26 protein-coding genes and 1 tRNA gene are annotated in these 26,166 nt (G+C 65.4%); 13 read left to right on the top strand and 14 right to left on the bottom strand.

What is annotated here, in order from left to right:
- Window positions 1-40: 40 nt before the first annotated feature.
- Both pilB and EKL94_RS02500 read right to left on the bottom strand, forming a co-directional pair.
- Complete coding sequence (pilB, locus tag EKL94_RS02505; RefSeq protein ID WP_126927845.1) at window positions 41-1,774, bottom strand: type IV-A pilus assembly ATPase PilB; 1,734 nt, start codon at window positions 1,772-1,774, stop codon at window positions 41-43.
- Between the two features lie 434 nt (window positions 1,775-2,208).
- Window positions 2,209-2,631 (bottom strand): pilin, encoded by a 423-nt coding sequence (locus EKL94_RS02500; RefSeq protein ID WP_126927844.1) that lies wholly within the window; start codon window positions 2,629-2,631, stop codon window positions 2,209-2,211.
- A 351-nt stretch (window positions 2,632-2,982) separates the two neighbouring features.
- On the opposite strand from EKL94_RS02500, the gene EKL94_RS02495 reads away from it, so the two are divergent.
- From EKL94_RS02495 to coaE, 3 genes are read left to right on the top strand one after another with little or no spacing between them, the layout of a single operon-like run.
- On the top strand, window positions 2,983-4,242 hold the full coding sequence (locus tag EKL94_RS02495; protein WP_126927843.1) for a type II secretion system F family protein: 1,260 nt from the start codon (window positions 2,983-2,985) through the stop codon (window positions 4,240-4,242).
- Between the two features lie 8 nt (window positions 4,243-4,250).
- Window positions 4,251-5,114 (top strand): prepilin peptidase, encoded by an 864-nt coding sequence (locus EKL94_RS02490; protein ID WP_046985453.1) that lies wholly within the window; start codon window positions 4,251-4,253, stop codon window positions 5,112-5,114.
- 11 nt (window positions 5,115-5,125) lie between these two features.
- Window positions 5,126-5,737: a dephospho-CoA kinase gene (gene coaE, locus EKL94_RS02485; protein ID WP_126927842.1), complete on the top strand. Its 612-nt coding sequence runs from the start codon at window positions 5,126-5,128 to the stop codon at window positions 5,735-5,737.
- Between the two features lie 219 nt (window positions 5,738-5,956).
- Here the strand turns inward: coaE and EKL94_RS02480 are convergent, their stop codons facing one another.
- The 4 genes from EKL94_RS02480 to rimK all read right to left on the bottom strand — a co-directional run bounded on the left by EKL94_RS02480 (window position 5,957) and on the right by rimK (window position 9,622).
- Complete coding sequence (locus EKL94_RS02480) at window positions 5,957-7,324, bottom strand: sensor histidine kinase (protein ID WP_126927841.1); 1,368 nt, start codon at window positions 7,322-7,324, stop codon at window positions 5,957-5,959.
- Window positions 7,287-7,964, bottom strand: a complete 678-nt coding sequence (locus EKL94_RS02475) for a response regulator transcription factor (RefSeq protein ID WP_005410804.1) — start codon at window positions 7,962-7,964, stop codon at window positions 7,287-7,289. Before EKL94_RS02475 ends, EKL94_RS02480 begins: the two co-directional genes overlap by 38 nt.
- Window positions 7,965-7,977: 13 nt before the next feature.
- On the bottom strand, window positions 7,978-8,463 hold the full coding sequence (locus EKL94_RS02470) for a hypothetical protein (protein WP_126927840.1): 486 nt from the start codon (window positions 8,461-8,463) through the stop codon (window positions 7,978-7,980).
- Between the two features lie 280 nt (window positions 8,464-8,743).
- The gene (gene rimK, locus EKL94_RS02465; protein ID WP_005418651.1) at window positions 8,744-9,622 is read right to left on the bottom strand and encodes a 30S ribosomal protein S6--L-glutamate ligase; all 879 of its coding nucleotides are present in this window, start codon (window positions 9,620-9,622) and stop codon (window positions 8,744-8,746) included.
- A 131-nt stretch (window positions 9,623-9,753) separates the two neighbouring features.
- On the opposite strand from rimK, the gene EKL94_RS02460 reads away from it, so the two are divergent.
- A complete protein-coding gene (locus tag EKL94_RS02460; protein ID WP_126927839.1) occupies window positions 9,754-10,176 on the top strand; it encodes an acyl-CoA thioesterase in 423 nt (140 codons plus the stop codon).
- Between the two features lies 1 nt (window position 10,177).
- Here the strand turns inward: EKL94_RS02460 and EKL94_RS02455 are convergent, their stop codons facing one another.
- Together EKL94_RS02455 and EKL94_RS02450 are read right to left on the bottom strand one after the other, a co-directional pair.
- Entirely contained in the window at window positions 10,178-10,567 is a 390-nt protein-coding gene (locus EKL94_RS02455) for a hypothetical protein (RefSeq protein WP_185829978.1), read from the bottom strand.
- A 31-nt stretch (window positions 10,568-10,598) separates the two neighbouring features.
- A complete protein-coding gene (locus EKL94_RS02450) occupies window positions 10,599-11,780 on the bottom strand; it encodes a hypothetical protein (protein WP_260473362.1) in 1,182 nt (393 codons plus the stop codon).
- Window positions 11,781-11,886: 106 nt separating this feature from the next.
- Between EKL94_RS02450 and EKL94_RS02445 the strand changes: the two genes are divergently transcribed.
- Window positions 11,887-12,753: a PoNe immunity protein domain-containing protein gene (locus EKL94_RS02445; RefSeq protein WP_260473361.1), complete on the top strand. Its 867-nt coding sequence runs from the start codon at window positions 11,887-11,889 to the stop codon at window positions 12,751-12,753.
- 1 nt (window position 12,754) lies between these two features.
- Here the strand turns inward: EKL94_RS02445 and EKL94_RS02440 are convergent, their stop codons facing one another.
- The 3 genes from EKL94_RS02440 to EKL94_RS02430 form a co-directional block, all read right to left on the bottom strand.
- Complete coding sequence (locus EKL94_RS02440; protein ID WP_126927837.1) at window positions 12,755-13,159, bottom strand: DUF805 domain-containing protein; 405 nt, start codon at window positions 13,157-13,159, stop codon at window positions 12,755-12,757.
- A 301-nt stretch (window positions 13,160-13,460) separates the two neighbouring features.
- Window positions 13,461-13,534, bottom strand: a tRNA-Gly gene (locus EKL94_RS02435).
- Between the two features lie 115 nt (window positions 13,535-13,649).
- Complete coding sequence (locus EKL94_RS02430) at window positions 13,650-15,503, bottom strand: autotransporter outer membrane beta-barrel domain-containing protein (protein WP_126927836.1); 1,854 nt, start codon at window positions 15,501-15,503, stop codon at window positions 13,650-13,652.
- A gap of 207 nt (window positions 15,504-15,710) precedes the next feature.
- On the opposite strand from EKL94_RS02430, the gene thiS reads away from it, so the two are divergent.
- The 4 genes from thiS (at window position 15,711) to EKL94_RS02410 (ending at window position 19,422) form a co-directional block, all read left to right on the top strand.
- A complete protein-coding gene (thiS, locus tag EKL94_RS02425) occupies window positions 15,711-15,911 on the top strand; it encodes a sulfur carrier protein ThiS (RefSeq protein ID WP_005418796.1) in 201 nt (66 codons plus the stop codon).
- A 107-nt stretch (window positions 15,912-16,018) separates the two neighbouring features.
- Window positions 16,019-16,813, top strand: a complete 795-nt coding sequence (locus EKL94_RS02420) for a thiazole synthase (protein ID WP_010481470.1) — start codon at window positions 16,019-16,021, stop codon at window positions 16,811-16,813.
- A complete protein-coding gene (trmB, locus tag EKL94_RS02415; protein ID WP_010481468.1) occupies window positions 16,813-17,547 on the top strand; it encodes a tRNA (guanosine(46)-N7)-methyltransferase TrmB in 735 nt (244 codons plus the stop codon). Before EKL94_RS02420 ends, trmB begins: the two co-directional genes overlap by 1 nt.
- Window positions 17,548-17,574: 27 nt before the next feature.
- Complete coding sequence (locus EKL94_RS02410) at window positions 17,575-19,422, top strand: SLC13 family permease (RefSeq protein WP_099553757.1); 1,848 nt, start codon at window positions 17,575-17,577, stop codon at window positions 19,420-19,422.
- Between the two features lie 507 nt (window positions 19,423-19,929).
- Here the strand turns inward: EKL94_RS02410 and EKL94_RS02405 are convergent.
- On the bottom strand, window positions 19,930-20,265 hold the full coding sequence (locus EKL94_RS02405; RefSeq protein ID WP_100440271.1) for a Rieske (2Fe-2S) protein: 336 nt from the start codon (window positions 20,263-20,265) through the stop codon (window positions 19,930-19,932).
- 178 nt (window positions 20,266-20,443) lie between these two features.
- Here EKL94_RS02405 and EKL94_RS02400 point away from each other — a divergent pair, with 178 nt between their 5' ends.
- The 4 genes from EKL94_RS02400 to EKL94_RS02385 all read left to right on the top strand — a co-directional run bounded on the left by EKL94_RS02400 (window position 20,444) and on the right by EKL94_RS02385 (window position 23,623).
- Complete coding sequence (locus tag EKL94_RS02400) at window positions 20,444-20,725, top strand: hypothetical protein (protein WP_019660189.1); 282 nt, start codon at window positions 20,444-20,446, stop codon at window positions 20,723-20,725.
- A 75-nt stretch (window positions 20,726-20,800) separates the two neighbouring features.
- Window positions 20,801-21,517 carry a fumarylacetoacetate hydrolase family protein gene (locus EKL94_RS02395; protein WP_006387611.1) on the top strand — a complete coding sequence of 239 codons (717 nt, stop codon included), beginning with the start codon at window positions 20,801-20,803 and terminating at the stop codon, window positions 21,515-21,517.
- A 55-nt stretch (window positions 21,518-21,572) separates the two neighbouring features.
- Window positions 21,573-21,977 (top strand): large-conductance mechanosensitive channel protein MscL, encoded by a 405-nt coding sequence (gene mscL, locus EKL94_RS02390; protein ID WP_032130206.1) that lies wholly within the window; start codon window positions 21,573-21,575, stop codon window positions 21,975-21,977.
- Between the two features lie 224 nt (window positions 21,978-22,201).
- Window positions 22,202-23,623 (top strand): M28 family peptidase, encoded by a 1,422-nt coding sequence (locus tag EKL94_RS02385; protein ID WP_126927835.1) that lies wholly within the window; start codon window positions 22,202-22,204, stop codon window positions 23,621-23,623.
- A 164-nt stretch (window positions 23,624-23,787) separates the two neighbouring features.
- Here the strand turns inward: EKL94_RS02385 and EKL94_RS02380 are convergent, their stop codons facing one another.
- Together EKL94_RS02380 and EKL94_RS02375 are read right to left on the bottom strand one after the other, a co-directional pair.
- Window positions 23,788-24,621, bottom strand: a complete 834-nt coding sequence (locus tag EKL94_RS02380) for a TrmH family RNA methyltransferase (RefSeq protein ID WP_126927834.1) — start codon at window positions 24,619-24,621, stop codon at window positions 23,788-23,790.
- A complete protein-coding gene (locus EKL94_RS02375; protein WP_126927833.1) occupies window positions 24,614-26,134 on the bottom strand; it encodes an alanine/glycine:cation symporter family protein in 1,521 nt (506 codons plus the stop codon). Before EKL94_RS02375 ends, EKL94_RS02380 begins: the two co-directional genes overlap by 8 nt.
- Window positions 26,135-26,166: the final 32 nt, after the last annotated feature.

Below are 26,166 nucleotides of genomic sequence, written 5' to 3'. Positions count from 1 at the left end.
CCCCATGCATCGCGTCATCCACGCATGGCGTGGATCTACCTCAATCCTTGGTAACGCGATTGATCTCGGCCAGGCTGGTCACACCCGCAGCGGCCTTCTTCAACGCCGACTGCCGCAGGTCATTCACCCCGATCTGCTGCGCCGCCTCGGCAATCTGCAGCGCATTGCCGCCGGCCAGCACGATCGTGGCGATCTCATCGGTCATCGGCATCACCTGGTAGATACCGGTTCGGCCCTTGTAGCCTTCGGTGCACTCATCGCAACCAACGGCTTCATACAGTTCGATGCCCGCGTCCAGCTGCGCCTGGGTGAAGCCCTCGGCCAGCAGCGCATGCTCGGGCAGGCTCGACCGCCGCTTGCAGTTGCCGCACAACCGGCGTGCCAGGCGCTGCGCGATCACCAGCGTCACCGAGCTGGTGATGTTGTACGGTGCAATGCCCATGTTCATCAGGCGCGCGATGGTCTGCGGCGCATCGTTGGTATGCAGCGTGGACAGCACCATGTGACCGGTCTGCGCCGCCTTGATCGCAATCTCGGCCGTCTCCAGGTCGCGGATTTCGCCGACCATGATGATGTCCGGATCCTGTCGCAGGAACGAGCGCAGTGCCGCAGCGAAGGTCATGCCGCGCTTGTTGTTCTGCTGCACCTGGTTGACACCGGGCAGGCGGATTTCCACCGGGTCTTCGGCGGTGGAAATGTTGCGCGTCTCATCGTTGAGGATGCCCAGCGCGGTATACAGCGACACGGTCTTGCCCGAACCGGTCGGGCCGGTCACCAGCACCATGCCGTACGGCTTGTGGATGGCGTCGTGGAACAGCTTCTGCTGGTCCGGTTCGTAGCCCAGCTTGTCGATACCCAGCTTGGCCGCGCTGCCATCGAGGATACGCAGCACCACCTTTTCACCGAACAGGGTCGGCAGCGTGCTCACGCGGAAGTCGATCTGCTTGGTCTTGGACAGGTTCAGCTTGATGCGTCCGTCCTGCGGCACGCGCTTCTCGGCGATATCCAGCTGCGCCATCACCTTCAGGCGCGCAGCGATGCGCTGGTTCAACTTCACCGGCGCACGCGCCACCATCTTCAGCAGGCCGTCGATGCGCAGGCGCACGCGGTAATCATCTTCGTAGGGCTCGAAGTGGATGTCCGACGCGCCCTTGCGGATCGCATCGACCAGCACCTTGTTCACGAACTTCACCACCGGAGTGTCGTCGCTCTTGGCGTCGATGCCGGAGTCGCCGCCGCTGGTGCCGAGATCCTCGTCACCGGCAGCCACATCCAGGTTGCCCATGCCGTCGTCGTCACCGCCCAGGGCATCGCCGATGGTGTCATGGCTGGCATGCCACTGCTCCAGGGTGCGGCGGATCTGGTCCTCGTCGACCAGGATCGGCTCGACCACCAGATTGGTGTGGAACTTGATTTCGTCCAGCGAGTGGGTCGGATTGCTGGTACCGACAAACAGCTTGCCACCACGCTTGAACAGCGGCAGCACGTTGTGCTTGCGCAGCAGCTCCTCGCTGACCAGGCTCATCGCGTTCTGGCTGGCATCGAAGGTGGACACGTCGAACAGCGGCATGCCGAACTCGACCGCGTTGGCGGCGGCCAGCTGCGAGGCATTGACCAGCTTGTTCTGCGCGAACCACGTGGGCAGCGGCTGGCGCGCAGCGGCGGCCTTGGCCATGGCGTCGCGGGCGCTGGCCTCATCCAAGGCCCCGTCCTGGACCAGACGGCGGGCCAGGCCGGTGATGCCGACGAGGTTGGCGGTGGTTACGGCGTTCATGCGCTACCTCTAATCAGTTCGCACCCTGTTGTAGCCCAGGTTTTGAATGAACCAACCTGTGCCCCAGAGTTGCCATGCAAGTACCCAAGCGCAGTGTTCCTTTGCTCCAAGAGTCTTCGAGAAGATGCTTCCAGTACCGCTCCCGCAGCCCGGCCTACCGAACATCACCCAGCGGCCACTCAACTTGCTGCATGGTCAAGATATACATAATAGCCCGACCTGCGGTCAGCAAGCAGCGCTGCTGGATCTCGCACTTCAGTAACATCTCCCCCTCGCACACAACGTTCACGAGCCTGCTCGCTAGTGCGTCCGAGCTCAGTAGCAAGATCAGCTCCAAAAGCACTAAAAGATGATGTGGGGACTCACAGGGAGGGGGAGGAATAAAAATGCCCCGCCGAAAGCGGGGCACTCACGCTGCAACCTACAGATTGCCGTTAACGGCAATCGGTCGGCACCGCAGCCTTGTTGGCGATAGTGGTGGTACAGGCCCAAGTCAGCTGACCAGCGCCGCCGGTAACTTCCGTCGGGGTCAAGACGATATCGCCGGTAGCGCCCGGAACCGTCGAAACTGCTGTCACGATGCCAGTAGTTGCTGCAACAGTAATGCCCGACACGTACTTGGTGGCACCCGGGAAGGTGTAGCCATTGTTGGTCGCGGTCACGTTAGCCAAGCCGCCGGTCGCCGAAGCCGTTTCGGCCACAGCCAATTTAGCCGGCGCAGCCATCACGATCACTTCCGAGACCTTGGCGCGGGCGGTGTAATCTTGATAGGCCGGCAGAGCAATGGCGGCCAGGATGGCGATGATCGCGACAACGATCATCAGTTCGATAAGGGTGAAGCCCTTTTGGTTCTTCATTAGTGATACATCCCCAAGATAGTGGTGGTTGATTCAGTGCACAGGATCGATCCGGCCACCGGCCGGCTGAGCGGATCCTGCACCTGCGGGTGGATCGATGCAGGTTGCGTGCCAACCCCGGCACGCCTCCCCCTAGATTTCCCCGGAGCCAATGATGGCAGCAAATTTTTGATTGGGAAGCCCCCCCAACAGGATTTGCGACGAACCCAGCAATGTGACGCAGTACGTCACCTTTGGCCTGCACCCGGCACGAATTCGCAGTTCCGGCAATCTACCACCTGCCAAGACAGCCATGAACCCGCTACCATCGCTAGATGCCCGCCTGGGGATGGCGGGCCTTGGGGAGCCAAAATGTCTGTCAGTCGCAGTGCGATCAAGAAGGAGCCCGTGGCCCGCATCACCACGGAGTTGCAACCGTTTGTCTGGGAGGGGACCGACAAGCGGGGCGTGAAGATGAAAGGAGAGCAGGTCGCCAAGAACGCGAACCTGCTGCGTGCGGAACTACGGCGTCAGGGTATCAACCCCGGCGCGGTAAAACCCAAGCCCAAGCCATTGTTCGGAGCTGCTGGCAGCAAGGTTTCACCAAAGGACATTGCGTTCTTCAGCCGTCAGATGGCGACCATGATGAAATCCGGCGTGCCGATCGTCTCGGCGCTGGACATCATTGCCAGTGGGCACAAGAACCCACGCATGAAGAAGATGGTGGACGGGATCCGCGCCGACATCGAGGGAGGCTCATCCCTGCATGAGGCGGTCAGCAAGCATCCCGTGCAGTTCGACGAGCTCTATCGGAATCTGGTCCGGGCCGGTGAGGGCGCAGGCGTACTGGAAACGGTACTGGACACCGTCGCCACCTACAAAGAGAACATCGAAACGCTGAAGGGCAAGATCAAGAAGGCGCTGTTCTATCCGGCCATGGTGGTGGTGGTTGCACTGCTGGTCAGCTCCATCATGCTGATATTCGTCGTACCGCAGTTTGAAGAAGTATTCCGCGGATTCGGCGCAGACCTGCCTGCGTTTACCCAGATGATCGTGAACCTTTCGCGCTTCATGGTTTCGTGGTGGTGGCTGATGGCGATCGTGGCGATTGGCGGCGTCGTGGCGTTCACCATGGCCTACAAACGATCACCCAAGATGCAGCACACCATGGACCGGCTGATCCTGAGGGTGCCCGTGATCGGCCAGATCATGCATAACAGCTCGATCGCCCGCTTCGCCCGCACCACGGCGGTGACCTTCAAAGCCGGCGTGCCTCTGGTGGAGGCCCTGGGCATCGTGGCTGGCGCTACCGGCAACAAGGTCTATGAGGAAGGCGTACTGCGGATGCGCGACGACGTTTCGGTCGGCTACCCGGTCAACATGGCCATGAAGCAGCTGAACCTGTTCCCGCACATGGTCATCCAGATGACCGGCATCGGTGAAGAGGCGGGCGCACTGGACTCGATGCTGTTCAAGGTGGCGGAGTATTATGAACAGGAAGTCAACAATGCCGTGGATGCCTTGAGCAGCCTGCTGGAACCGATGATCATGATCTTCATTGGCATCGTGGTGGGCGGTATGGTCATCGGCATGTACCTCCCCATCTTCAAACTCGGCGCCGTCGTCGGCTAAAGGTATCAATGGCATTTCTCGACCAGCACCCCGGCCTCGGCTACCCCGCCGCGGCCGCCCTGGGACTGCTGCTGGGCAGTTTCCTGAACGTCGTCATCCTGCGCCTGCCCAAGCGGCTGGAGTGGCAGTGGAAGCGCGATGCGCGCGAAGTCCTGGAGGAACCGGACTTCTATGAACCACCCCCACCGGGGATCGTGGTCGAGCCATCGCACTGCCCGCACTGCAAGCACAAGCTGAGCTGGTACGAGAACATCCCGCTGTTCAGCTGGATCATCCAGGGCGGCAAGTGCCGCCACTGCAAGGCGCCGATCTCGCTGCAGTACCCGCTGGTGGAGGCACTGACCTCGGTACTGGTGCTGGCCTGCGTCTGGCAGTTCGGCTTCGGCTGGCAGGGCTTCGGCGCCATCGTGCTGACCTGCTTCCTGATCGCCCTGTCCGGCATCGACCTGCGCACGCAGCTGCTACCCGACCAGCTCACCCTGCCGCTGATGTGGCTGGGGTTGATCGGCAGCATCGACAACCTGTACATGCCGGCCAAGCCCGCCCTGGTGGGCGCGGCGGTGGGCTATCTGTCACTGTGGACGGTCTGGTGGCTGTTCAAGCAGCTGACCGGCAAGGAAGGCATGGGCCACGGCGACTTCAAGCTGCTGGCGGCGCTGGGCGCCTGGTGCGGGCTGAAGGGCATCCTGCCGATCATCCTGCTGTCGTCGGTGCTGGGCGCCATCATCGGTTCGATCTGGCTGTACAGCCGGGGCCGTGACCGCGCCACGCCGATTCCGTTCGGACCGTATCTGGCCATCGCCGGCTGGTTGTACTTCATGTGGGGTGCGCCGCTGGTGGAGCAGTACATGGTGATGAGCGGGCTGCGCTGAGGGGAGTCCCCATGAGCCGCTATGTGGTTGGCCTGACCGGCGGCATCGCCTCCGGCAAGAGCGAAGTGACCCGGCGCTTCGAGGCGCTGGGGATCGTGGTGGCCGACGCCGATCTGGCCGCACGGGCCGTGGTGGCTGCCGGCAGCCCGGCGCTGGCCCGCATCGCCGAGCGCTTCGGCGCCGACATGTTGCTGGCCGATGGCAGCCTGGACCGGGCCCGGCTGCGCGCCCACGTCTTTGCCGACCCGGCTGAGCGGGCGGCGCTGGAAGCCATCACCCACCCAGCCATCCGCCTGCTGATGCATCAGCAGTGCGAGCAGGCTGAGAGCCCCTATGCGATTGCCGCGATTCCGCTGCTGACCGAAGTGGGTGGGCGGAAGGCCTACCCGTGGCTGGACCGGGTGCTGCTGGTGGATGCGCCCGAAGCCGTGCAGCACGCGCGGCTGATGCAGCGCGATGGTATCGACGCGGCGCTGGCCGACCGGATGATTGCTGCGCAGGCCAGCCGCGCACAGCGGTTGGCGCTGGCCGATGATGTGGTGGTCAATGACGGGCAGCCGGAGGACCTGCAGGTGCAGGTGGAACAGCTGCATGCGCGGTATCTGGGGTTGGCCGGGGGGTGAGGTCTGGTTGCCGGCTCGCGGCCGGCGCCACCGAAACGCATCCACGCATGGCGTGGATCTACACGCGCAGAGCGCGGCAGCGATCACGGTGGTGTCGCGTTGGGCCTGTGATGCGATGTTCGCGTGCAGGGCATTCAGTGGCACAAGCGACACAGGGCGCGATGCAAGGTCGGCAAGGTTCGTGCCGACCAAGGTCGGCACCCACCAAAGCACGGGCCCTTACAACGGCTTCGGCGAGAACGTCAGGGTGGCGATCACGCCGCGCTGGCCACCCGGGCGCACGCTCACCTGCCAGCCGTACAGATCGCACAGGCGGCTGACGATCGACAGGCCGATGCCGCCGCCCTGCGAGTGGCCGGCATGGGTGCCGCGGTAGCCACGCTGGAACAGCTTGGCCGCGTCTTCCTCGCTCAGGCCCGGGCCACTGTCGGTTACCGACACCGAATTGGTGCCGACGAACACGCGTACCTCGCCGTCCTGCGAGTACTTCACCGCGTTGCCGATCAGGTTGCCCAGTGCCACCGACAGCGCCGCCTCGGGCGCATCGATCACCAGGTTGCGCTCGCCTTCCAGCAGCAGCTCCAGCGGCTTGCCACCCAGCTGCGCTCGATGCGCGTCCAGCAGCTGCTCGGCCACGCGGGCGACGTTGCTGGTGCCCTGCCCGCGCTCGTTGCGCGACAGCAGCAGCAGCGCGCCGATCAGGTCGCTGCACTGTTGCTCGGCGCGCTGGATGCGCTGCAGGCGCTGCAGCACCTTCTCGTCCAGGCCGGGCCGGGTCAGCAGCAGCTCGGTGGCGCCACGGATCACCGCCAGCGGCGTGCGCAGCTCATGGCTGACGTCTGCATTGAACTCACGGTCGCGCTGTACCACTTCGGTCAGCCGCGAGGAATAGTCGTCCAGCGCCTGTGCCAGCTGCCCCACTTCGTCATCGGGGAAGCGTGGCGCCAACGGCTCGGGATCACTGGTGCCGCCGCGGTAGGCGCGCAGCCGCGCGGCCAGGTCCGACACCGGCTTCATCACTTTCGAGGCCGACCACCAGCCCAGCACCAGCGACAGCACGCTGAACACCAGCACCGACAGCACCAGCGCGCGGTTGAGCTGCTTGCCGCCGCGCACGCTGTCGGTCATGTCATAGGCGAGGAAGAACCAGGCGTCGGGCGTCTTGCGCACGGCCAGCTTGTAGGAGTACGGCTCGCCGTGCTCATCGCCGCTGACGCTGTGGATGCCATCGGAAAAGCCCGCCCACTGCGCGCGCTCTTCGCGCACCCGGTCGAACTTGTCCTTCGAATAGGCATAGGCCCTGATCTGCAGCACCGGTGCGTCCGGGTTATGCCCGGGGTGCTCGTAATAGCGGCGCGCATACTCGTCGATGTTGCGGTTCATCAGCTCTTCCACCAGCTGGTTTTCCACGCGCAGGCGGGCCCAGTTGGTGGCGAACGCGAACAGTGTCGTCAGGCAGAAGCCCAACAACACAAACGAAACGATGATGCGGCTGCGCAGGCGCCGCCGATATGGCGTGCGCCGGCGCTCCCCCTTGGTTGCCACCGAATCAGGCTTCCGGCGTGGCGATGCGGTATCCGATGCCATGGCGGGTCTGGATCAGCGGCACTTCAAACGGTTTGTCGACCACCGCACGCAGGCCATGGATATGCACACGCAGGGAATCCGAATCGGGCAGTTCTTCGCCCCACACGCGGGTTTCCAGCTCCTGGCGGGTCACCACGGCCGGGGCCGCTTCCATGAGCGCCTGCAGGATCTTCAGTGCGGTCGGGTTGAGCTGCAGCAGCTTACCCTGGCGGCGCACTTCCAGCGTATCCAGGTTGTATTCCAGATCGCCGGTTTCCAGCACGCGGGTCTGCACGCCCTTGCCGCGTCGCGACAGGGCGTTCAGACGCACTTCCACTTCCTGCAGCGCGAACGGCTTGATCAGGTAGTCGTCCGCGCCGGAATCGAAGCCTGCCAGCTTGTTGTCCAGCGAATCGCGGGCGGTGAGCATCAGTACCGGGGTCTGCTTGCGCGCTTCATTGCGCAACTTGCGGCAGACCTCGATGCCGTCCATGCCTGGCAGGTTGAGATCCAGCACGATCGCGTCGAACTCGTGCACCACGGCCAGGTGCAGACCGGTAACCCCGTCAGCCGCGAAGTCCACGGTGTGGCCCCGGTCCTCCAGGTAGTCGCCCAGGTTGGCCGCAATGTCGCTGTTGTCTTCGATTACCAGGATTCTCACTGTCACCTCTTAATTAAAAATCGCTTGTATTCATGCGTGTGCCGAGACGTTGGGCCTGCTGCAACTGGTTACCGCTCTCTTCTTTCTTGCGATTCCGTTCGGCCACCGTCATGCAACTCGTCTGTGGCCGGTTGGAACCCACAATCCGTTCGCGCCTGCATATTAGACGACTATCTTCACGCGCCTGTGTCAAAACTGTGTTCACGATCTGCTGGTCATTGAACACTTGGGTTCGTGTCGATTCAGGCATGGTCGCCGCATCCGGGAAGCGTTCCGAAGCCGATCGCAGGCGTCCCAACACCTCGCGCACGCGGCTGCGCTCATCGGGTTTGAGCTCCGAATAGGTCTTGCCATCATTGATATCAGTCTCGATCCGCTCGACTTCTGCCAGCAAGGGCTTGCCCGGCCGGATCACCTCGGCCTTGTCGTTCCCCGCCCATGCAACGGAAGACAGAGCCGCGCAGGAAAGCAGGCACGTCAAGAGCAATCCATGTTTCATGGCAAACGTATCCTTGTTCTAAGGTGAATGCCGACTGTATTGACGTCCCTTCACATGAGCAAGTGCCGCTCGGGAGGAGGGAACCGGGAGCTGGCCCCCACGGGCGCTGGATCGCCATAAAAAAGACCCAGGCGGTGCCCCACCTGGGTCTGAAGTCGTATCCCGATACCGATCCTGCTGAGAGGCAGAGCTGCGGTTCGCTGAAGGCTACGCCGGCGCCGATTAAAGGCGTGTTAAAGCCGGCCTCATTTGCCCATGAGAATTTCAAGTCATTGATTAATCATGGCTTTTTGATCTTCTCGACGTGCTCGATGATGCGTGTGGCCACATCCACCCCGCAGGCGGCTTCAATGCCCTCCAGCCCTGGCGTGGAGTTGACCTCCAGCACCAGCGGGCCACGCGCCGAGCGGATCAGGTCCACGCCACAGACCGACAGGCCCAGCGCCTTGGCCGAACGCACCGCCACCTGCTGTTCGGCGCGGCTGGCCTTGGCCGCCACCGCGGTGCCGCCGGCATGCAGGTTGGAGCGGAAGTCCCCTTCCGGCGCCTGACGCTGCATCGACGCCACCACCTGGTCACCGACCACGAAGCAGCGCAGGTCGGCGCCCTTGGCTTCGCCGATGAACTCCTGCATCAGGAAGTTGGCGTACAGGCCCCGCAGGGCCTCGACGATGCCACGCGAAGCACTGGCCTTCTCGGTGAGGATCACCCCCCGTCCCTGGGTGCCTTCGTTGAGCTTCACCACGTGTGGCGGCGGACCGAGCATGGACAGCAGGTCGACAGTGTCATCGGGGTTGTCGCCGAACACGGTGACCGGCATGTCGATGCCCTTGGCTGCCAGCAGCTGGTGCGCGCGCAGCTTGTCGCGCGAACGCAGGATCGCGTCGGAAGGATTGGGCGTGCGCGCGCCCATCAGCTCGAACTGGCGCAGCACGGCGGTGCCATAGCGGGTAATCGAGGCGCCGATGCGCGGGATGACCATGTCCACGCCGGTCATCGGCCGGCCCTTGTAGTGCATCGAAAAACCATCTGCGGCGATGCGCATGTAGCAGCGCAGCGGGTCGAGGATGCGTACGGTGTGGCCGCGCGCGCGGGCCGCCTCGACCAGCCGGCGGGTGGAGTACAGGGAGCTGTTGCGGGACAGGATGGCGAGCTTCATCGCGGCAGGATCAGACGGCAGGCGCGCAGCATAGCGCGGGCGTGTGGCGGGTGGATGATGCCCTGCGGCGTGGCTTGACCGGCAGCGGGCGGCACACTGCGCGAACCTGTTCAGCGCGCATGGAGCGGCCGATGGCGATCACCGTGTTCCCACGATTTTCCGAGGTGGACGTGCTTGGCCACGTCACCAACACTGCCCTGCCCGTCTGGTTCGAGGAAGGCCGCCAGGAGATCTTCCGGCATTTCAGTCGCGAGGCCAGCATGCGCGACCTGACGCTGATCCTGCGCCGCTACGAGATCGACTTCCTGCAGCAGATACAGCCGGGACACGAAGTACGCATCGAGACCCGCATCGAGAACATCGGCCGCTCCTCGCTGTCGATCGTGCAGCAGGCGTTCCAGTTCGAGGCCCTGGTGGCCAGCGGGCGCTGCGTGATGGTGCATTTCGACTACACAGCCAACGCCTCACGCGCGATCGATCCGGAGCAGCGCCGGGCGTTGTCGGGGCTGTTTACCGAGGAGTATGCGCAGCAGGTGCAGGCGGCAGACGCATGAGTCATCCGCACTCGGTACTGCCCGCAGCCCACTTCTTGAGCTTTTCCAGCTCTTTGCCGGCATGCATCCTGGTATACAACGTGACCGTCGTGATGCCTTCCACTTCCTTGAGCACGATCACCTTGTAGATCTGGGTACCCACTCCTGATGCCCCCTGGACGATCCTGGCTTCCTTCAGATCGTTGTAGTTCTGGACGTCGTTGATTGCCTGGCCAACAGGCAGGAGTTGCACAGGGCGGCACTCCTCCATTGCCGCAACAATCTGCTTCAGCGTCAGCTGGTACCCCTGATCGAGCGTGAATGCTGAGGCGTACTCCGGTCGCTCCAGCCCTTTGGGGCTGGTCGCGCACCCGGCCAGGGTTGCCGCGATCACCAACGAAAGACGACGCATGCTGGAACCTCCTTGTTCGATTCGACACAGTCTAACCTGTGACCGACGGCCGCCGAACCGCGCGGGGCAGGCGCAACGAGAAGTGCCCATCGCGGACACGCACGGCCAATGCGGTTTCCCGCCATTCCACAGGCAAGGCGAGTGCCGTGTGTGGCGTGGGGATGCGTGTGATCGCGTCGAACGTCCAGTGTTCCTCATAGGCGTCGCAGCGAAGCGTACCGTCATCGCCGGCCTCGATCACATCGATCCAGGCCCCACTGCGGGCCTTGCCGCTGCCGCCCGTCGCACGGCGGCCGATGGCCTGCCAACGCCCCTGCCAGTGGACGAGCCATACGCCCTCGATGGGACGCAGATCCCCATCAAGCACACTACCCGCCACCACCACGCACCGTCCGGACGGGCTGGTGATCACCGTCTCCAGATCGCAGGCGTGGCGGTCACTGGGCTCGTCATCAAGACAGAGGGCGTACGGGCAGATGCGCGCGAACAAGGTCGGATGCGCGGTCAGGCGCAGGTCGTCGGGAAGCAGCGGGATCGCCTGCAGCACCCGGGCATCAGGCAGGACATGCCGCACTACCTGCGGCAACCCGGCGGCCAGCGCCGGATGCCCCTGTTCCAGCCATAGCCCCCGGCAGGGGCGCAGCGTGGTCGATCGACAGGGAAGATCCCGCAACCACATCGCGGCTTCGGCATCCCCGCCAAGCTGCCGGCGCTCATGCAGTTCCTGCCAGAACAGGCTGGGAACAATCGTCAGCAGGTGCATCACCCTCTTGTCCGCTTCGTCGTAGACGATCACGGCCTCGCTGCGGTCACTGTAGCCACTGGCCACACGCAGTGCGCTGCCCGCCAGCGCCTGCCACTCGCCGCTGGCATCGTAGCTTCCCCCGGTGGATACACCCTCGACAATGGCGCCATCGCGCAGCATTTGGGTACCGTAGGCCGGCCCGCCCATGCCCAGCTCGCCCCAATCCAACAGGACATCATGCGTGGGTGGCCGGGTGGCGAAGGGCAGCGTCGCCCGCGAGCGCAACAGTGCGCCACCTACGGCATCGCCGACCAGATCGAAGCGCTGCAGCACGCCGCCCAGGGCAAGGCACGCGGCGAGGGCGACAACCACGCCCAGCGGCGACCACCAGGCCACGCAGATGGCGACCAGGACCAGGAACGGTAGCCACTGGGTGAAACGGCGGAGGGCAATTCGATCAACGGTCATGCGGGCATGGAGGCGGCGACTGCGCACCATTCAAACCTTCAACGCTGTGCCAGGCAATGGGGTTCGAACCGGCAATGCCACTAGACTCTTGCTGATGATGGAATCGATGACTGCGGCGAATCGCCGGAATCTGCTGCAGGACATGCTGCCGCGATGGAGAGCACTGGCCAAGGCCCCGGGCCTGCCGCGCCGCACGCTTCGCCTGCCGGATTGGCAGGCGGACTGGAACGCAGGCATGGCCTTGCTTGCACGCCATGCGCGCAATGGCGGTGAATCCGCGGAGGAAACGCTGCAGGGACATGCGGCCCTGGAGCATGCCTACGGCTGGGAGACGGTCGCACAGACCGGCAGCAACCTGCTGCTGAAAGGCATTGACCGCGGCTTCGCCCCCGCGGCGTTGCAGCAGATGCATGCCGACGTAGCTGATCTCTGGCTCGAGCATGCGCGCTTGCTGGCCATTGCCCGGGAAAGCCTGCAGCAACAAGGCCACGACATCGCGCTGGCTGCGTCGTTGCAATCGCGTACAACGCAGCACTACGAATACGCACTACAGCTGTTGTCACTGGGCGTGCTGCTGGATGCGCAGGAACGCCTGCCGGCGCTGGTGGAGAAGGTGCTCTGTTTCGACACCGACCGCGTGCTGGACTACCTCAGCGCGCCGGCGCTGGGCCTGGTGGAAGCCAGTGACGAGGTCTTTCATCCGCGACCGTTCGCCGAGCTGTTCGCGCCGCTGCGCGACGGTGAAGCGTTCGACCCTTCACTGCTGGCCGGCTACCTGCAGGTGCAGTACCGCGACTTCTTCCTGCTGCCGCCAAAGGCTCAGAAGCGGACCCGACGCCTGATCGGGCCGAATGCCTGGGGATACTGGGCGCTTGAGGTAGCAGCGCTGGTGGTGCTGTATGGCGGTGACGACGCCACGCTGCGCACCTGCCCGCACTACCCTTCCGACCTGGTGGACTTCGCCCGGCGTTGAGTCAGGCGCCCGGCAGGCCGGAAACACCGCCGAATCGATTCTCTTCCTCGTTGCCCGGCAGCAGCATGACCGGAAAGAGGACGAATACACCCAACGGGATGAAGGCGATCACGACGTACCAGCCGGACTCGTCGATGTCGTGCAGTCGTCGAACGGTCAGGGCCAGCATCGGCGGAAGGAGGACGATGACCGCGCAATCCGCCATGACCCCGCCCAGCGTCCGGAACGGCCGGAAGGCCTCCCCATCGAGCAGCACGGTGCCCGTCAGCCAGTATCCGCCGTCCATCAAGGTGTAGCCCACTGCCACCACAAGCGCAGCAGACAGGGAGTACGACCAGAACTCCTTCCGGTTGGATCGCCCTGAAAAGTCAAAGCAACGCCTGATGGGCAAAAGTGCGGGGATCATTCGCGCTCCGGGCAGCGGACGATGGGTCAACGGTTAACGATCTTTTAGCATCCCCAAGCCCAGCACCAACTGAACCCTGCGGCCCGACGGGCCTGCCAGACAGCGGAGGTTGCCTGAGCCAGCGTCGACGATTCAAACGCGATTGCAATGCGTCGTGTAAACAAGCCACTCGGGCTGTGGTTCGGAGAAGCCACAATCCAACGCATTGAAGAGAGAAGTTGGGGCGCTGCCGCCACACGCTGGACTTGGGTGTGGTTCAACGATTGCGCCGCGCCTGCTTGGGGTGAATACCCTGGCGACATGGAGCGGGCGATGGGAATCGAACCCACGTCAGTAGCTTGGGAAGCTACAGCTCTACCATTGAGCTACGCCCGCATTGCGGGTGAAAGTCTATGCGGAGCGGCCGGTGTTGCGCAATGGTGCGCGCCACATCGGCACGGGGCCGGATCGCTTCCTCGCGGAAAGGGATCCGGCCCCGCCGGGTTCCTGCTTAGAAGCTACCGCCCACGGTGGCGAAGATCGTCGCGTCACGGGCACGCTTCTGCGCGGCCGTGGTGCTCAGGCCAACGTTGCCCTGCAGGCCGAACAGGTCCATGCGCGCACCCAGAACAGCGGTGGCGTAATTCTTGTCGAAGTCCAGGCCCGGCACGCGGTAGCTGCCCAGTTCCGGCAGGGTCTGCAGCCAGGCGCTGGCCTGCTTGGTGTCCTCGAACTCGTGGTCGTAGGTCACCTGCACGTACGGCTTGACGGTGCCGCCATCGAAGCGGGCCTGCCAGCCGACGCGGCCGACGGTCGAGTCGACGTTCTGGCGGTCGTAACCCAGCGCGGTGGCCATGGTGCCGGCGGTGGCGCTTTCAGCGTAGCCGTCGATCTTCACCTTCTGCCAGATCACCGAAGCGATCGGGCCGTGGCGGAAGCCGCCTTCGGTACCGAACTCGTAACCGGCATTCAGTGCAGCGGTCAGGTTGCTGCCGTCCGGCGAGCCACCATGCTCACGGGTGGCCGGGCCCAGCTGGACCTTGCGGTTCACGTCATACGACAACCAGGTGTAGCTGACCTGGCCGTTGACCCAGACGCGGTCGCCATACCAGGCAGCGAACAGGCCGGCGGTGGTGTCCTTCTGGGTGAAGTCGCCACGGCTGTTGCCGAAGTCGGCACTCATGCGGCCGAAGCCGGCGAAGCCGCCGACCACCACGCCGTTGCGTGCCCAGTCGACACCGAACAGGCCGGCCGGCGCCACGCCGTCGTACAGGTCGGCGTGGTCATAACGCTGCAGGTCCCCACGCACGCCACCCCACCACGACAGGCCATCGGCCGGACGTGCGCCCAGGTGGTTGCTGACCTGGTCGGCACGCGAACGGCCGACCGTCTGTGCCGAGTGGCTCAGCACCTGCTGCAGACGCGGAGCCTCCAGAACCGAGACGGCGTACTGGCCCAGCAGCTGGTGACCGGTAACGGTCGGATGCACGCCATCGGCGAACAGATAGGTCTGGTACGCATCCGGGCTGACGTAGGTGGTCGGGTTGCAGCCGATGATGCTGCCCGTGGGGTTGGCCGGGTTGATCTTGCAGGCGGTGCCAGTGACGTTGGTGAAGCCGTACATGCCCGGATTGGCGGTCACTTCGCGCAGGATGCTGAAGGTGTCGAGCGGAATGAACTCGATGCCCGCCTGCTTCAGGCCGCCATACAGGGCCTTGTTGTAGCCGACCGACATGGCGGTGGCGGCTGCCGCGTTGGGGCCGCGGAACTGCGGGGTGATGCCCACGTCCGGCAGGTTCGGCACCAGCACGTACTGGGCACCGGCCTGCTTCAGGGCGCCGACCAGCGCGATCTGGTCGGTGACCGCCGCGCCGATGATGCCCTGCACCTGGGCCGGCGGCGCACCCGCACCGGCAGCGCCGGCGGCGGCAAACAGGTCGTTGGCGCCACCCCATACGGTATACAGGGCGTTGCGGTCAGCCTTGCCACCGTTTGCAGCCAAATAGCGGGCCGCCTGCGACTTCAACGACGGGATCGCGCCAAGGGCACCGCCGCCTTCAACCGACACGCGGGCACCACCGACGGCATAGTTGTCGCCGTTCTGGCCGTTGCCGTTGGGGTCCTTGTTGAGGCCGTAGTAGTTGGCGACCTGCTGCGACCACACCCAGCCTGGGTTGGTGGTGAACTGGCCGGAGAGCCCCTGCGTGGCCTCGGGCAGCAGCGGGCGGAAGTAGCCGGCGTCGGTGAGGCTGTCGCCGAAGAACACCGCCTTGGAATACGGATTTTCGCCTGCCATGGCCGGCAGCGCGGCCAGTGCGATCGCAGCCGCCATCAGCGAGCGGATCGGGTGTTTGCTGAGCTGCATCTAGGAACTCCTGTGGGGTAAATAGGTTGGAATCCGGCGCACGTACGCCGGCGCACGGTCAATGGTTTCACCGCGCCGCCGTTTGCTCACGCTGCGCCGCCGCATGGATTGTCGCCTGATCACGTCGAAACCCGCTGTGCTGGAGCTGGCGCCCGGTTCAAATTGCAAACGTTCCGATCCCGACGGGCTATCAGCGACAATGCAGGGATGAACATCCAGCTCAACGGCGAACCCCGCACCCTGCCCGCCTCGGCGACCCTCCACGACCTGCTTCAGGCCGAGCAGTTGCTGCAGCGCCGGGTGGCGGTGGAGGTCAACGGCGAGATCGTCAGCCGCAGCCGCCATGGCGAGCACGTCCTGGCCGAAGGCGACGTGGTGGAGATCGTGCACGCGCTGGGCGGGGGCTGAGGCCTGTCCTGGTTTGCCGGCCAGCGGCCGGCACTACCCCTACCAATCCACGGCCGGCACGCCATTGCGTGATCCCATCCTTCAGGCGGATAAGCGATAATCGCGCCATGAACGTTCATGTCTCCCCCGATTCGCTGGTGATCGCCGGCAAGACCTATGGCTCGCGGCTGCTCACCGGCACCGGCAAGTTCAAGGATCTGGAAGAAACCCGCCTGGCCACCGAGGCTGCAGGTGCCCAGATCGTCACCGTGGCCATCCGCCGCACCAACATCGGGCAGAACCCGGGCGAGCCGAACCTGCTCGACGTGCTGCCGCCGGAGCGCTACACCATCCTGCCCAACACCGCCGGCTGCTACACCGCCGAAGACGCGGTGCGTACCTGCCGGCTGGCGCGTGAGCTGCTGGACGGCCACAACCTGACCAAGCTGGAAGTGCTGGGCGACCAGAAGTCGCTGTACCCGGACGTGGTGCAGACCCTCAAGGCCGCCGAACAGCTGGTCAAGGACGGCTTCGAGGTGATGGTCTACACCTCCGACGATCCGATCCTGGCCAAGCGCCTGGAAGAGATCGGCTGCGCTGCGGTGATGCCGCTGGCAGCGCCGATCGGTTCGGGCCTGGGCATCCAGAACAAGTACAACCTGCTGCAGATCATCGAAGACGCCAAGGTGCCGATCATCGTCGACGCCGGCGTGGGCACCGCGTCGGATGCGGCGATCGCGATGGAGCTGGGCTGCGACGGCGTGCTGATGAACACCGCCATTGCCGGTGCACGCAGCCCGGTGCTGATGGCCAGCGCGATGCGCAAGGCGGTCGAGGCCGGCCGCGAGGCCTTCCTGGCCGGGCGCATCCCGCGCAAGCGCTACGCCAGCGCCTCCTCCCCGGTGGATGGGCTGATCGGCTGATGACCAATCCTTTCGACAGCGCCGGTTCCAAGGCTCCGCCCAAGCCGTTCACCGTGAGCGAGGGCCGCCGCGAGGTGCGCAGCTTCGTGTTGCGCCAGGGCCGCTTCACCCCTGCCCAGCAGCGCGCGTTCGACGAACGCTGGCCGCGCTTCGGCATCGACTACAACGGCCAGCCGCGTGACCTGGACGCCACCTTTGGGCGCCCGGCGCACAAGGTGCTGGAAATCGGCTTCGGCAACGGTGCCGCGCTGCGCTTCGCCGCCCAGCACGACCCGTCGCGCGACTACATCGGTATCGAGGTTCACGCCCCGGGCGTGGGCCGGCTGCTGAACGCGCTGGCCGACGACAACGCCGACCACGTGCGCCTGTACCACCACGATGCGGTGGAAGTGCTGCAGAACGAGATCGCCGATGGCGCGCTCGATGAAGTGCGCATCTACTTCCCAGACCCGTGGCACAAGAAGCGCCACAACAAGCGCCGCCTGCTGCAGCCGGCGTTCGCCGAACTGCTGGTGCGCAAGCTGCGCCCGGGTGGCCGCCTGCACTGCGCCACCGACTGGGAAGACTACGCCGAGCAGATGTGGGACGTGCTTGACGCGACTGCCGGCCTGGTCAACCGCGCCGGCCCGCGTGGCAGCGTGCCGCGCCCGGACTGGCGCCCGCAGACGCACTTCGAGACCCGCGGCCAGAAGCTCGGCCACGGCGTCTGGGACCTGCTGTACGACCGCACCTGACGATCGCCTGAGGACGCCGCGCCCCACATGGATACCGCGCTGACGCTGACCAATGACATGAAGCTCGTGCTCGGGCTGGTCGGCTTCACGATGGCGATGTTCCTGTTCGAGCGCATCCGCGCCGACGTGGTCGCGCTGGTGGTGCTGGTGGTGCTCGGTGTCACCGGGCTGATCGCGCCGGAGGAAATCTTCGGCGGCTTCTCCGGTAACGCGGTGATGAGCATCATCGCCACCACCATCCTCGGTGCCGGCCTGGACCGCACCGGGGCACTGAACCGGCTGGCCGCGTGGCTGCTGCGGCGCGGCCATGGCGTCGAGCAGCGGCTGCTGATGATGACCACGGCCATCGCCGGCCTGAACTCGTCCTTCATGCAGAACCCGTCGGTGATGGCGCTGTACCTGCCGGTCGCCTCGCGACTGGCGGCGCGCACCGGCCTGACGATGCAGCGCCTGCTGCTGCCGATCTCGGCGGCGATCGTGATGGGTGGCGCACTGACCATGGTCGGCAATTCGCCGCTGATCCTGCTGAACGATCTGCTGGCCTCGGCCAACAACAACCTGCCCTCCGGCCTGGCCACCATCGAGCCGCTGCGCATGTTCGCGCCGCTGCCGATCGGCGTGGCGCTGCTGATCGCTTCGCTGCTGTATTTCCGCTATTACGGCGACCGCAAGCTGGTCGAGGAAGAAAGCCTGGTCAACGACGGGGTCACCCCGGCGCGCACCGAAAGCTACTTTGCCAAGACCTACGGCATCGAAGGCGATGTGTTCGAGCTGGTGGTCAGTGCCGAAAGCCCGCTGGTGGGCATGACGCTGGGCGAAGCGGAGAACCTGCACGATGCCCCGCTGCTGCTGGCGCTGAAGACCGGCAATGACACCCGCCTGGCGCCGCCTGCGGAGATGCGCATCTGGGTCGGCAGCGTGCTCGGTGCAATGGGCCCGCGCGAGCAGATCAACGACTTCGCGCAGAACCAGTTCCTGCGCATGTCTTCGCGCCTGAAGCACCTGGGTGACCTGTTCAACCCGAGCCGTGCCGGTATTTCCGAGGCGGTGGTGCCGCCGACCTCGAACGTGATCGGCAAGAGCGCGGCCGACCTGCGCCTGCGCAAGGAGCGCGGCATCAGCCTGCTGGCGATCAACCGCGACAAGCAGGTGATCCGCGAGGACGTGCGCGACGTGCAGCTGCGTGCCGGCGACATGCTGGTCTTCCACAGCATCTGGACCGACCTGGCACAGGCGGCCAAGAGCCGCGACTTCGTGGTGGTCACCGACTACCCGACCGGCGAACAGCGCCCGCACAAGTTCAAGATCGCGATGGCGATCTTCGCGTTGACCATCCTGATCGCGCTGACCAGCAAGCTGCCGGTGGCGCTGACGCTGATGACCGGCGTGGCCGGCATGCTGCTGACCGGCGTGCTGCGCATGGACGAGGCGTATGCCTCGATCAACTGGAAAACGGTGTTCATGATGGCCGGGCTGATTCCGCTCGGCTGGGCGATGGATTCCAGTGGTGCGGCGGCGTGGGTGGCCGGCCATACCATCGACAAGCTGCCCACCGGCATCCCGGTGTGGGTGCTGGAGGTGGCGCTGGCGCTGCTGACCACGGCGTTCTCGCTGGTGATCAGCCACGTGGGCGCGACCATCGTGATGGTGCCCATTGCGGTGAACCTGGCACTGGCAGCCGGCGGCAACCCGACCGCGTTCGCGCTGATCGTGGCGCTGTCTGCGTCCAACAATCTGATGACGGCCTCCAACCCGGTGATCTCGATGATCACCGGCCCGGCCAACTACACCCCGCGCGAGATGTGGCGGGTCGGCGGACCGCTGTCGCTGATCTACACCTGCGTGGTGGTGCTGATGATCAACCTGATGTTCTGAGGGTTGGGTTTGTCGGCAGGGCTGCGCCCTGCACCCGCCGAATCAACGTCAACGTCAAAGGCTGGCATTCCGTGGGATGGCGGGGTGGGTCCGGTTACGGGGGACGCTGCAAGTACGTCCATGTAAGCTCGGTCGCCGCATCCATGCGGCTCACGCCCCCGCAACCGGACCCACCCCGCCTTCGACAGATTGCCGCGATCTGCCAGAACGGCGTCGTGCATCGCTTTGGTAGGTGTCGACCTTGGTCGACACAGTAGATCCACGCCATGCGTGGATGAATCTTTGGATACCTGCTGATCCGGTGGGTGCGGACCCTGGTTCGCACACCGGTTGCCTCAAGCCAGATGGACCTGCCCGTCGCGCACATCCATCTGCCAGAACGGCGTCGTGCATCGCTTTGGTGGGTGTCGACCTTGGTCGACACAGTAGATCCACGCCATGCGTGGATGAATCTCTGAATACCTGCTGATCCGGTGAGTGCGAACCTTGATTCGCACGCCGGTTGCCTCAAGCCAGATAGACCTGCCCGTCGCGCACGTCCACCGGCACCGCACGCAGGCGGTCGCCCTTGCAGGGACCGGCGATGCAGTCGCCGCTGTCCAGCGTGAACGAGGCGCCATGCGCGGCGCAGACCAGGTGGCCTTCACGGCTCTTCAGGAACTGGCCCGGGGCCCAGTCCAGGCGGCGGCCGGCGTGCGGGCAGATGTTCAGGAACGCACGCACCTGCGCGCCGTCGCGGTACAGCACCAGCGATTCGGCATCGCCATCAACCACCGCTTCGACCTCGGCAAACGCGCCATCGGCAATGGCATCAAGGGCGATCAGGGCAGCAGCGGCAGTCATGGCGAAGGCTCGGACAGTAAACCCGCATTGTCGCATGCCCACTCAGGTGACTGGCTGCGACATGAACACAAGTCATTGATCCGTAATAAGCACAGGCTATATTTAACGAGTTTTTCACTCAATGACAGTGGCGCGTCCCGATACTCTGGTTTCGCTGATCCCAGCCTATCGAGCCGCCATGTTCAATCGCGCATCCGCCTTCAACCAGTTCCGCACCCTGTTCGCGCCGCGCAAGCCGCGTCACCCGCTGGTGCGCGTTGCCGTGGGCCTGCTCGGCCTGGCGATCCTGGCCGCGATGGTGTTCATCGGCGTGTTCGTCGGTGCGGCGATGATCCTGGTTGGCCTGGCGTGGAAGCTGCTGGCCTCGCGCAAGCCGGGCGCCGCGCGTCCGGTCGACCCGACCGTGGTCGAGGGTGAGTACCGCGTGGTGCGCAAGCCGGTGCTGCCGGCCTCGCGCTGATCCACGTGCTCCGCGCCCGCTGACGGCGGGCGCCATGCGTTCTAGACTGCGGGCATGCCCTTCCTGGATGCCCGCATGTCCGATGTCTCCGATGTGATCCCTGCTGTAGCCCTGCCGCGTGTCCCGGTAGTGGGCGGAGGCAGCTTCCCCGTGCACCGCATCTACTGCGTCGGCCGCAACTTCGCCGACCATGCCCGCGAAATGGGCGCGGCGGTGCCGGCAGCCGACGACCGCGGCCGACCGATGTTCTTCAGCAAGCCGGCCGATGCGATCGTGGTCGGCCATGACGATGCCATCCCCTACCCGCCAGCGACCGCCAACCTGCACCACGAAGTGGAGCTGGTGGTAGCGATCGGCCGCGATGCACCCGCGGGCGAGCTGGCCGTGGCCGACGCCGATGCGCTGGTCTATGGCTATGCCGTGGGCCTGGACCTGACCCGCCGCGACCTGCAGGCCGCGGCCAAGGACAAGGGCCACCCGTGGGATGCAGCCAAGGGCTTCGATGCCTCCGCGCCGATCAGCGAGATCGTGCATGCCGCTGAAGTGGGCGACCTGGCCGCACTGAACCTGTCGCTGGAGGTCAACGGCGAGGTGCGCCAGCAGGCGCTGCTGGACCAGATGATCTGGAACGTGCCGGAGATCCTGCATGAGCTGTCCAAGCTGTGGCAGCTGCGTGCCGGCGACCTGGTGTTCATGGGCACCCCCTCCGGGGTGGCCGCACTGAAGCCCGGCGACCGCTTCAGTGCCCGCCTGGAAAACGTGGCCGAGCGCCACGGCGTGATCGCCGGCTGACATCACCTGCGCTACCCTGCGCGCTGTCCACTTCCCCCACCGGAGAAAAACAACAATGGGAATGCTCACCGAGTTCAAGGAATTCGCGATGCGCGGCAACGTCATCGACCTCGCCGTCGGCGTGGTGATCGGCGCGGCCTTCGGCAAGATCGTGACCGCGCTGGTCGAGAAAATCATCATGCCGCCGCTGGGCATGCTGATCGGCAAGGTGGATTTCTCGCAGCTAGCGTGGACGTTGTCACCGGCCAGCATCGGTGCCGACGGCAAGGAAATCCCGGCCGTGGTGATCGGCTACGGCGACTTCATCAACACGTTGATCCAGTTCGTGATCGTGGCCTTCGCCATCTTCCTGGTGGTCAAGACGATCAACCGCCTGTCGCGCAAGCAGGAAGCCGCACCGGCCGCACCGGCCGAGGAAGTGGTGCTGCTGCGCGAGATCCGCGACAGCCTGAAGAAATAAGGCCGCAGAACGGTAGTGCCGGCCGCTGGCCGGCAACATCGGAACATGCGGGAGCCGGCCAGCGGCCGGCACTACCGCGACTGCACGAAAGCCCCGCCCCGGCGGGGCTTTCGCTTTGCCGGTCATGGCGGAAAACAGCGTTCGCGCCAGCCATGACCTCCCGCCCATGCGCCGGGCTGAACGACTGTTAAGCTCCAAGGCTTGGTCCCTTCCCGGAGCTGTCCATGCGTCGCCGCGTCCTTGCCATCGCATCCTCCCTCGCCCTGCTGGCCGCCCCGGCCTTTGCGGCGCCGCACACCACCACCCTGCCCCCGGCGTCGCTGGCCACTGCCGCACAGCTGCGCGACCAGGCGCTGGCCGATGACACCGGCTGGAAGGTGGTCGAATCGCTCACCACCGAAATCGGCCCGCGCATCGCCGGCAGCGAGGCTGATGCCCGCGCCGTGGCCTGGGCCGAGGCCAAGTTCAAGGCCCTCGGCTTCGACAAGGTATGGAAGGAACCGGTGACCTTCCCGAAGTGGGAGCGCCGCAGCGAACACGCCGCCGTGACCGGCAGGAACCCGCAGCCGCTGCAGATCACGGCACTGGGCGGCAGCCCGGGCGGCACCGTGGAAGCCGAAGTGGTGCGCTTTGCCGACCTGGCCGCACTGCAGGCCGCACCGGTCGGTTCGCTGAAGGGCAAGATCGCCTTCGTCGACTACCAGATGCTGCCGTTCCGCGATGGCCGCGACTATGGCCGTGGTGGCGCGATCCGCAGCAAGGGCCCGTCCGAAGCGATCCGCAAGGGCGCGGTCGGCTTCCTGATGCGCTCGGCCGGTACCGACTCGCACCGCGTGCCGCACACCGGCATCACCCGTTTCGATGACGGCCTGACCCCGGTGCCGTCGGCGGCGCTGTCGGTGCCCGATGCCGACCAACTGGCCCGCCTGCTGACCCGTGGCAGTACCACGGTGAAGGTGGCGCTGGATTGCGGCTGGGATGGCACCGCCACCTCGTACAACGTGATCGGCGAGATCACCGGCCGCAGCCTGCCGAAGGAAGTGGTGGTGATCGGCGGCCACCTGGATTCGTGGGACCTGGGCACCGGCGCGGTGGATGACGGCGCGGGCGTGGGCATCACCATGGCTGCGGGTCACCTGATCGGCCTGCTCAAGCAGGCGCCGAAGCGCACCATCCGCGTGATCGCCTTCGCCAACGAGGAGCAGGGCCTGTACGGCGGCAAGGCGTATGCCGAAGCGCACGCCAAGGATGTGGCCCTGCACCAGCTGGCTGCCGAGAGTGACTTCGGTGCCGGCCGCATCTATGCCTTCAATACCGGTTCGCCGAACCCGGAAGGCTCGCGCGAAGCGACCAAGCAGATTGCCGAAGTGATGAAGCCGCTGGGCATCGAGTACCAGGCCGACAAGGGTGGCCCGGGCCCGGACGTTGGCCCGCTGGCCGCCAAGGGCGGTGCATGGGCGTGGCTGGCGCAGGACGGCTCGGACTACTTCCACCTGCACCACACCGCCGACGACACGCTGGACAAGATCGACCCGAAGGCGCTGGCGCAGAACGTAGCCGCGTACACCGTGTTCGCGTACCTGGCGGCAGAAGCCGATGGCAGTTTCGGCAGCGAGGCCAAGGCGACCACGCCGCCGAACGAATGATGCGGTAAACGCCGGGCCATGCCCGGCGAACGCAACGGCAGGAGTGGTGCGAACCAAGGTTCGCACCCACCACGGCGGGTCCTGCATCGGTAGTGCCGGGCCATGCCCGGCGAGCGCAGCGGCAGGAGCGGTGCGAACCAAGGTTCGCACCCACCGGGCGTCACTCAGCCGCGGCGACTTGCCCACTGCGCCAGCAGCACGGCCGTGGCGGAAGCAACATTCAGGCTTTCCACCGCGCCGCTGCCGGGAATCGAGACGTGCAGGTCGCATTCGCTGGCCAAGCTGCGGTCCATGCCCTCGCCTTCAGCGCCCATCACGTACACAAGACGCGACGGCAGCGACGCACGGAACACGTCGTCGCCACCATCAACGAGGGTCGCCGCCAGCCCGAAGCCGGCCGCACGCAGCTGTGCCATGGCATCCGCGGTCTCCGGCAGCTGCACCAGCGGCACCGACTCCGCACCACCCTCGGCCACGCGCGCGGCGGCACCGGACAGCGCCAGTGTGCTGCCAGCCGGCAGCAGCAGCGCCTTGACGCCGAAGTGCGCGGCCGAGCGCAGGATCGCACCGAAGTTGTGCGGATTGCCCACACCGTCCAGCCACAGCGCCAACGCCGGGCCTTCGCCAAGATCCTCCAGCCACTGCGCCAGCGGCACGACCGGCGCGCGCAGCACGTCGGCCACCAGGCCTTCGTGGTGCGTGGTAGCGGCCAGCTTGTTGAGGTCGCCCTCCTCCACCACGCGGTAGCCCACGCGGTTGGCCACGCACCACTTCAACACCGGCTGCATGCGCGGAATCAGCGCGTCCACCAGGTACAGCTTGCGCAGCGCCTGCGGGCGCTTGGCGAACAGGGCCTGCACGGCGTTCCAGCCATACAGGCGCAGTTCGTCGTTGCCACGCCCCGGTGGTGGCGGGGTGCCGCCCTCACGCGGTGGCAGCGGGGTGGCCCGCGGCGGTCGCGACGACGGGCGGCGGGCGTTCTTCCAGGGATCATTCACTACGGGACAACTCCAGCTTGCGTTGACGCCAGAAATCGGCGTTCTTGATGCCCAGGGCATCGGGGTCGAAGGTCGGATCGAGGCCGAGCTTCTTCTGTCGTTCGTAATCACGCAGGGCCAGCATGGCCGGCTTCTGGATGATGAGGATGGCAATGATGTTCAGCCAGGCCATCAGGCCCACGCCGATGTCACCCAGCGCCCAGGCCAGGGTGGCATTGTGGAACGCGCCGAACACCACCATGCCGATGATGCCCAGGCGCAGCACCAGCACGGTCAGCGGGCGCTTCTTGTTGTGGTTCACATAGCTGAGATTGGTCTCGGCCATGTAGTAGTACGCCATGATGGTGGTGAAGGCGAAGAAGAAGATGGCGATGGACACGAACGCCGAGCCCCAGCCCGGCAGCACGGCTTCCACACCGGCCTGGGCGTAGCCCGCGCCTTCCGGAATGCCGGCCAGGCCCTGGAAGATCGGCGGGGCGCCGGCACCTGCCGGCGAGTACACATTGTAGGTGCCGCTGGCCAGGATCAGGAACGCGGTGGCGGTGCACACCATCATGGTGTCGAAGTAGATGGCGAAGGCCTGCACGTAGCCCTGCTTGGCCGGGTGCGAGACTTCCGAAGCGGCTGCAGCATGCGGGCCCGAGCCCTGGCCGGCTTCGTTGGCGTAGATGCCGCGCTTGATGCCCCACTCCACTGCCAGACCCATCATCGCGCCGAACGCGGCGTGGGTGCCGAAGGCGCTCTTGAAGATGATGCCGAACATTTCCGGCACGCGGTCGTAGTTGATGATCATGATGACGATGGCCATCAGGATGAAGCCGGCGGCCATGAACGGCACCACCACTTCGGCGAAGTTGGCGATGCGCTTGACGCCGCCGAAGATCACCACGCCCAGCAGCAGCGCGACCACGATGCCGATGCCCAGCTTCAGCGCCTGCACCGACTCCATGCCGAAAACCTGGCCGTCGAGCGGGCCGCACAGTGCGGTGCCACGGCAGGCGTTGATGATGCTGTCGGCGATGGCGTTGGCCTGCACGCCCGGCATCAGGAAGCCGGCGGCGATGATCGTGGCGATGGCGAAGGCCAGCGCGTACCACTTCAGGCCCATGGCCTTTTCGATGTAGTACGCCGGGCCACCGCGGTAGCGGCCTTCGGCGTCCTTGGTCTTGTAGATCTGCGCCAGGGTGCATTCCACGTACGAGGTGGACGCGCCGAGGAAGCCCATCACCCACATCCAGAAGATCGCACCGGGGCCGCCGAAGGCGATGGCGGTGGCCACGCCGGCAATGTTGCCGATGCCCATGCGGCCGGCCATCGACATGGCCAGGGCCTGGAACGAGGACACGCCAGCGTCGGATTTCTCACCCTTGACGGTGAGGCGGCACATCTCGAAGAAGCCGCGGATCTGCATGAAGCGCGTGCGCAGGCTGAAGAACAGGCCGGCGCCCAGGCACACGAAGATCAGTGCCTTGCTCCAGATGATGCTGTTGATGAAATGTACGGTAGCTTCCACGCGCGCTCTCTCCAGTCGGCGGGTTGTAAGGA

Source organism: Stenotrophomonas maltophilia, from assembly GCF_003970865.1.
GTDB lineage: Bacteria > Pseudomonadota > Gammaproteobacteria > Xanthomonadales > Xanthomonadaceae > Stenotrophomonas > Stenotrophomonas maltophilia_AR.
Note: the sequence above shows the minus strand (reverse complement) of the source record. Positions and strands in the feature narration are given on the sequence as shown.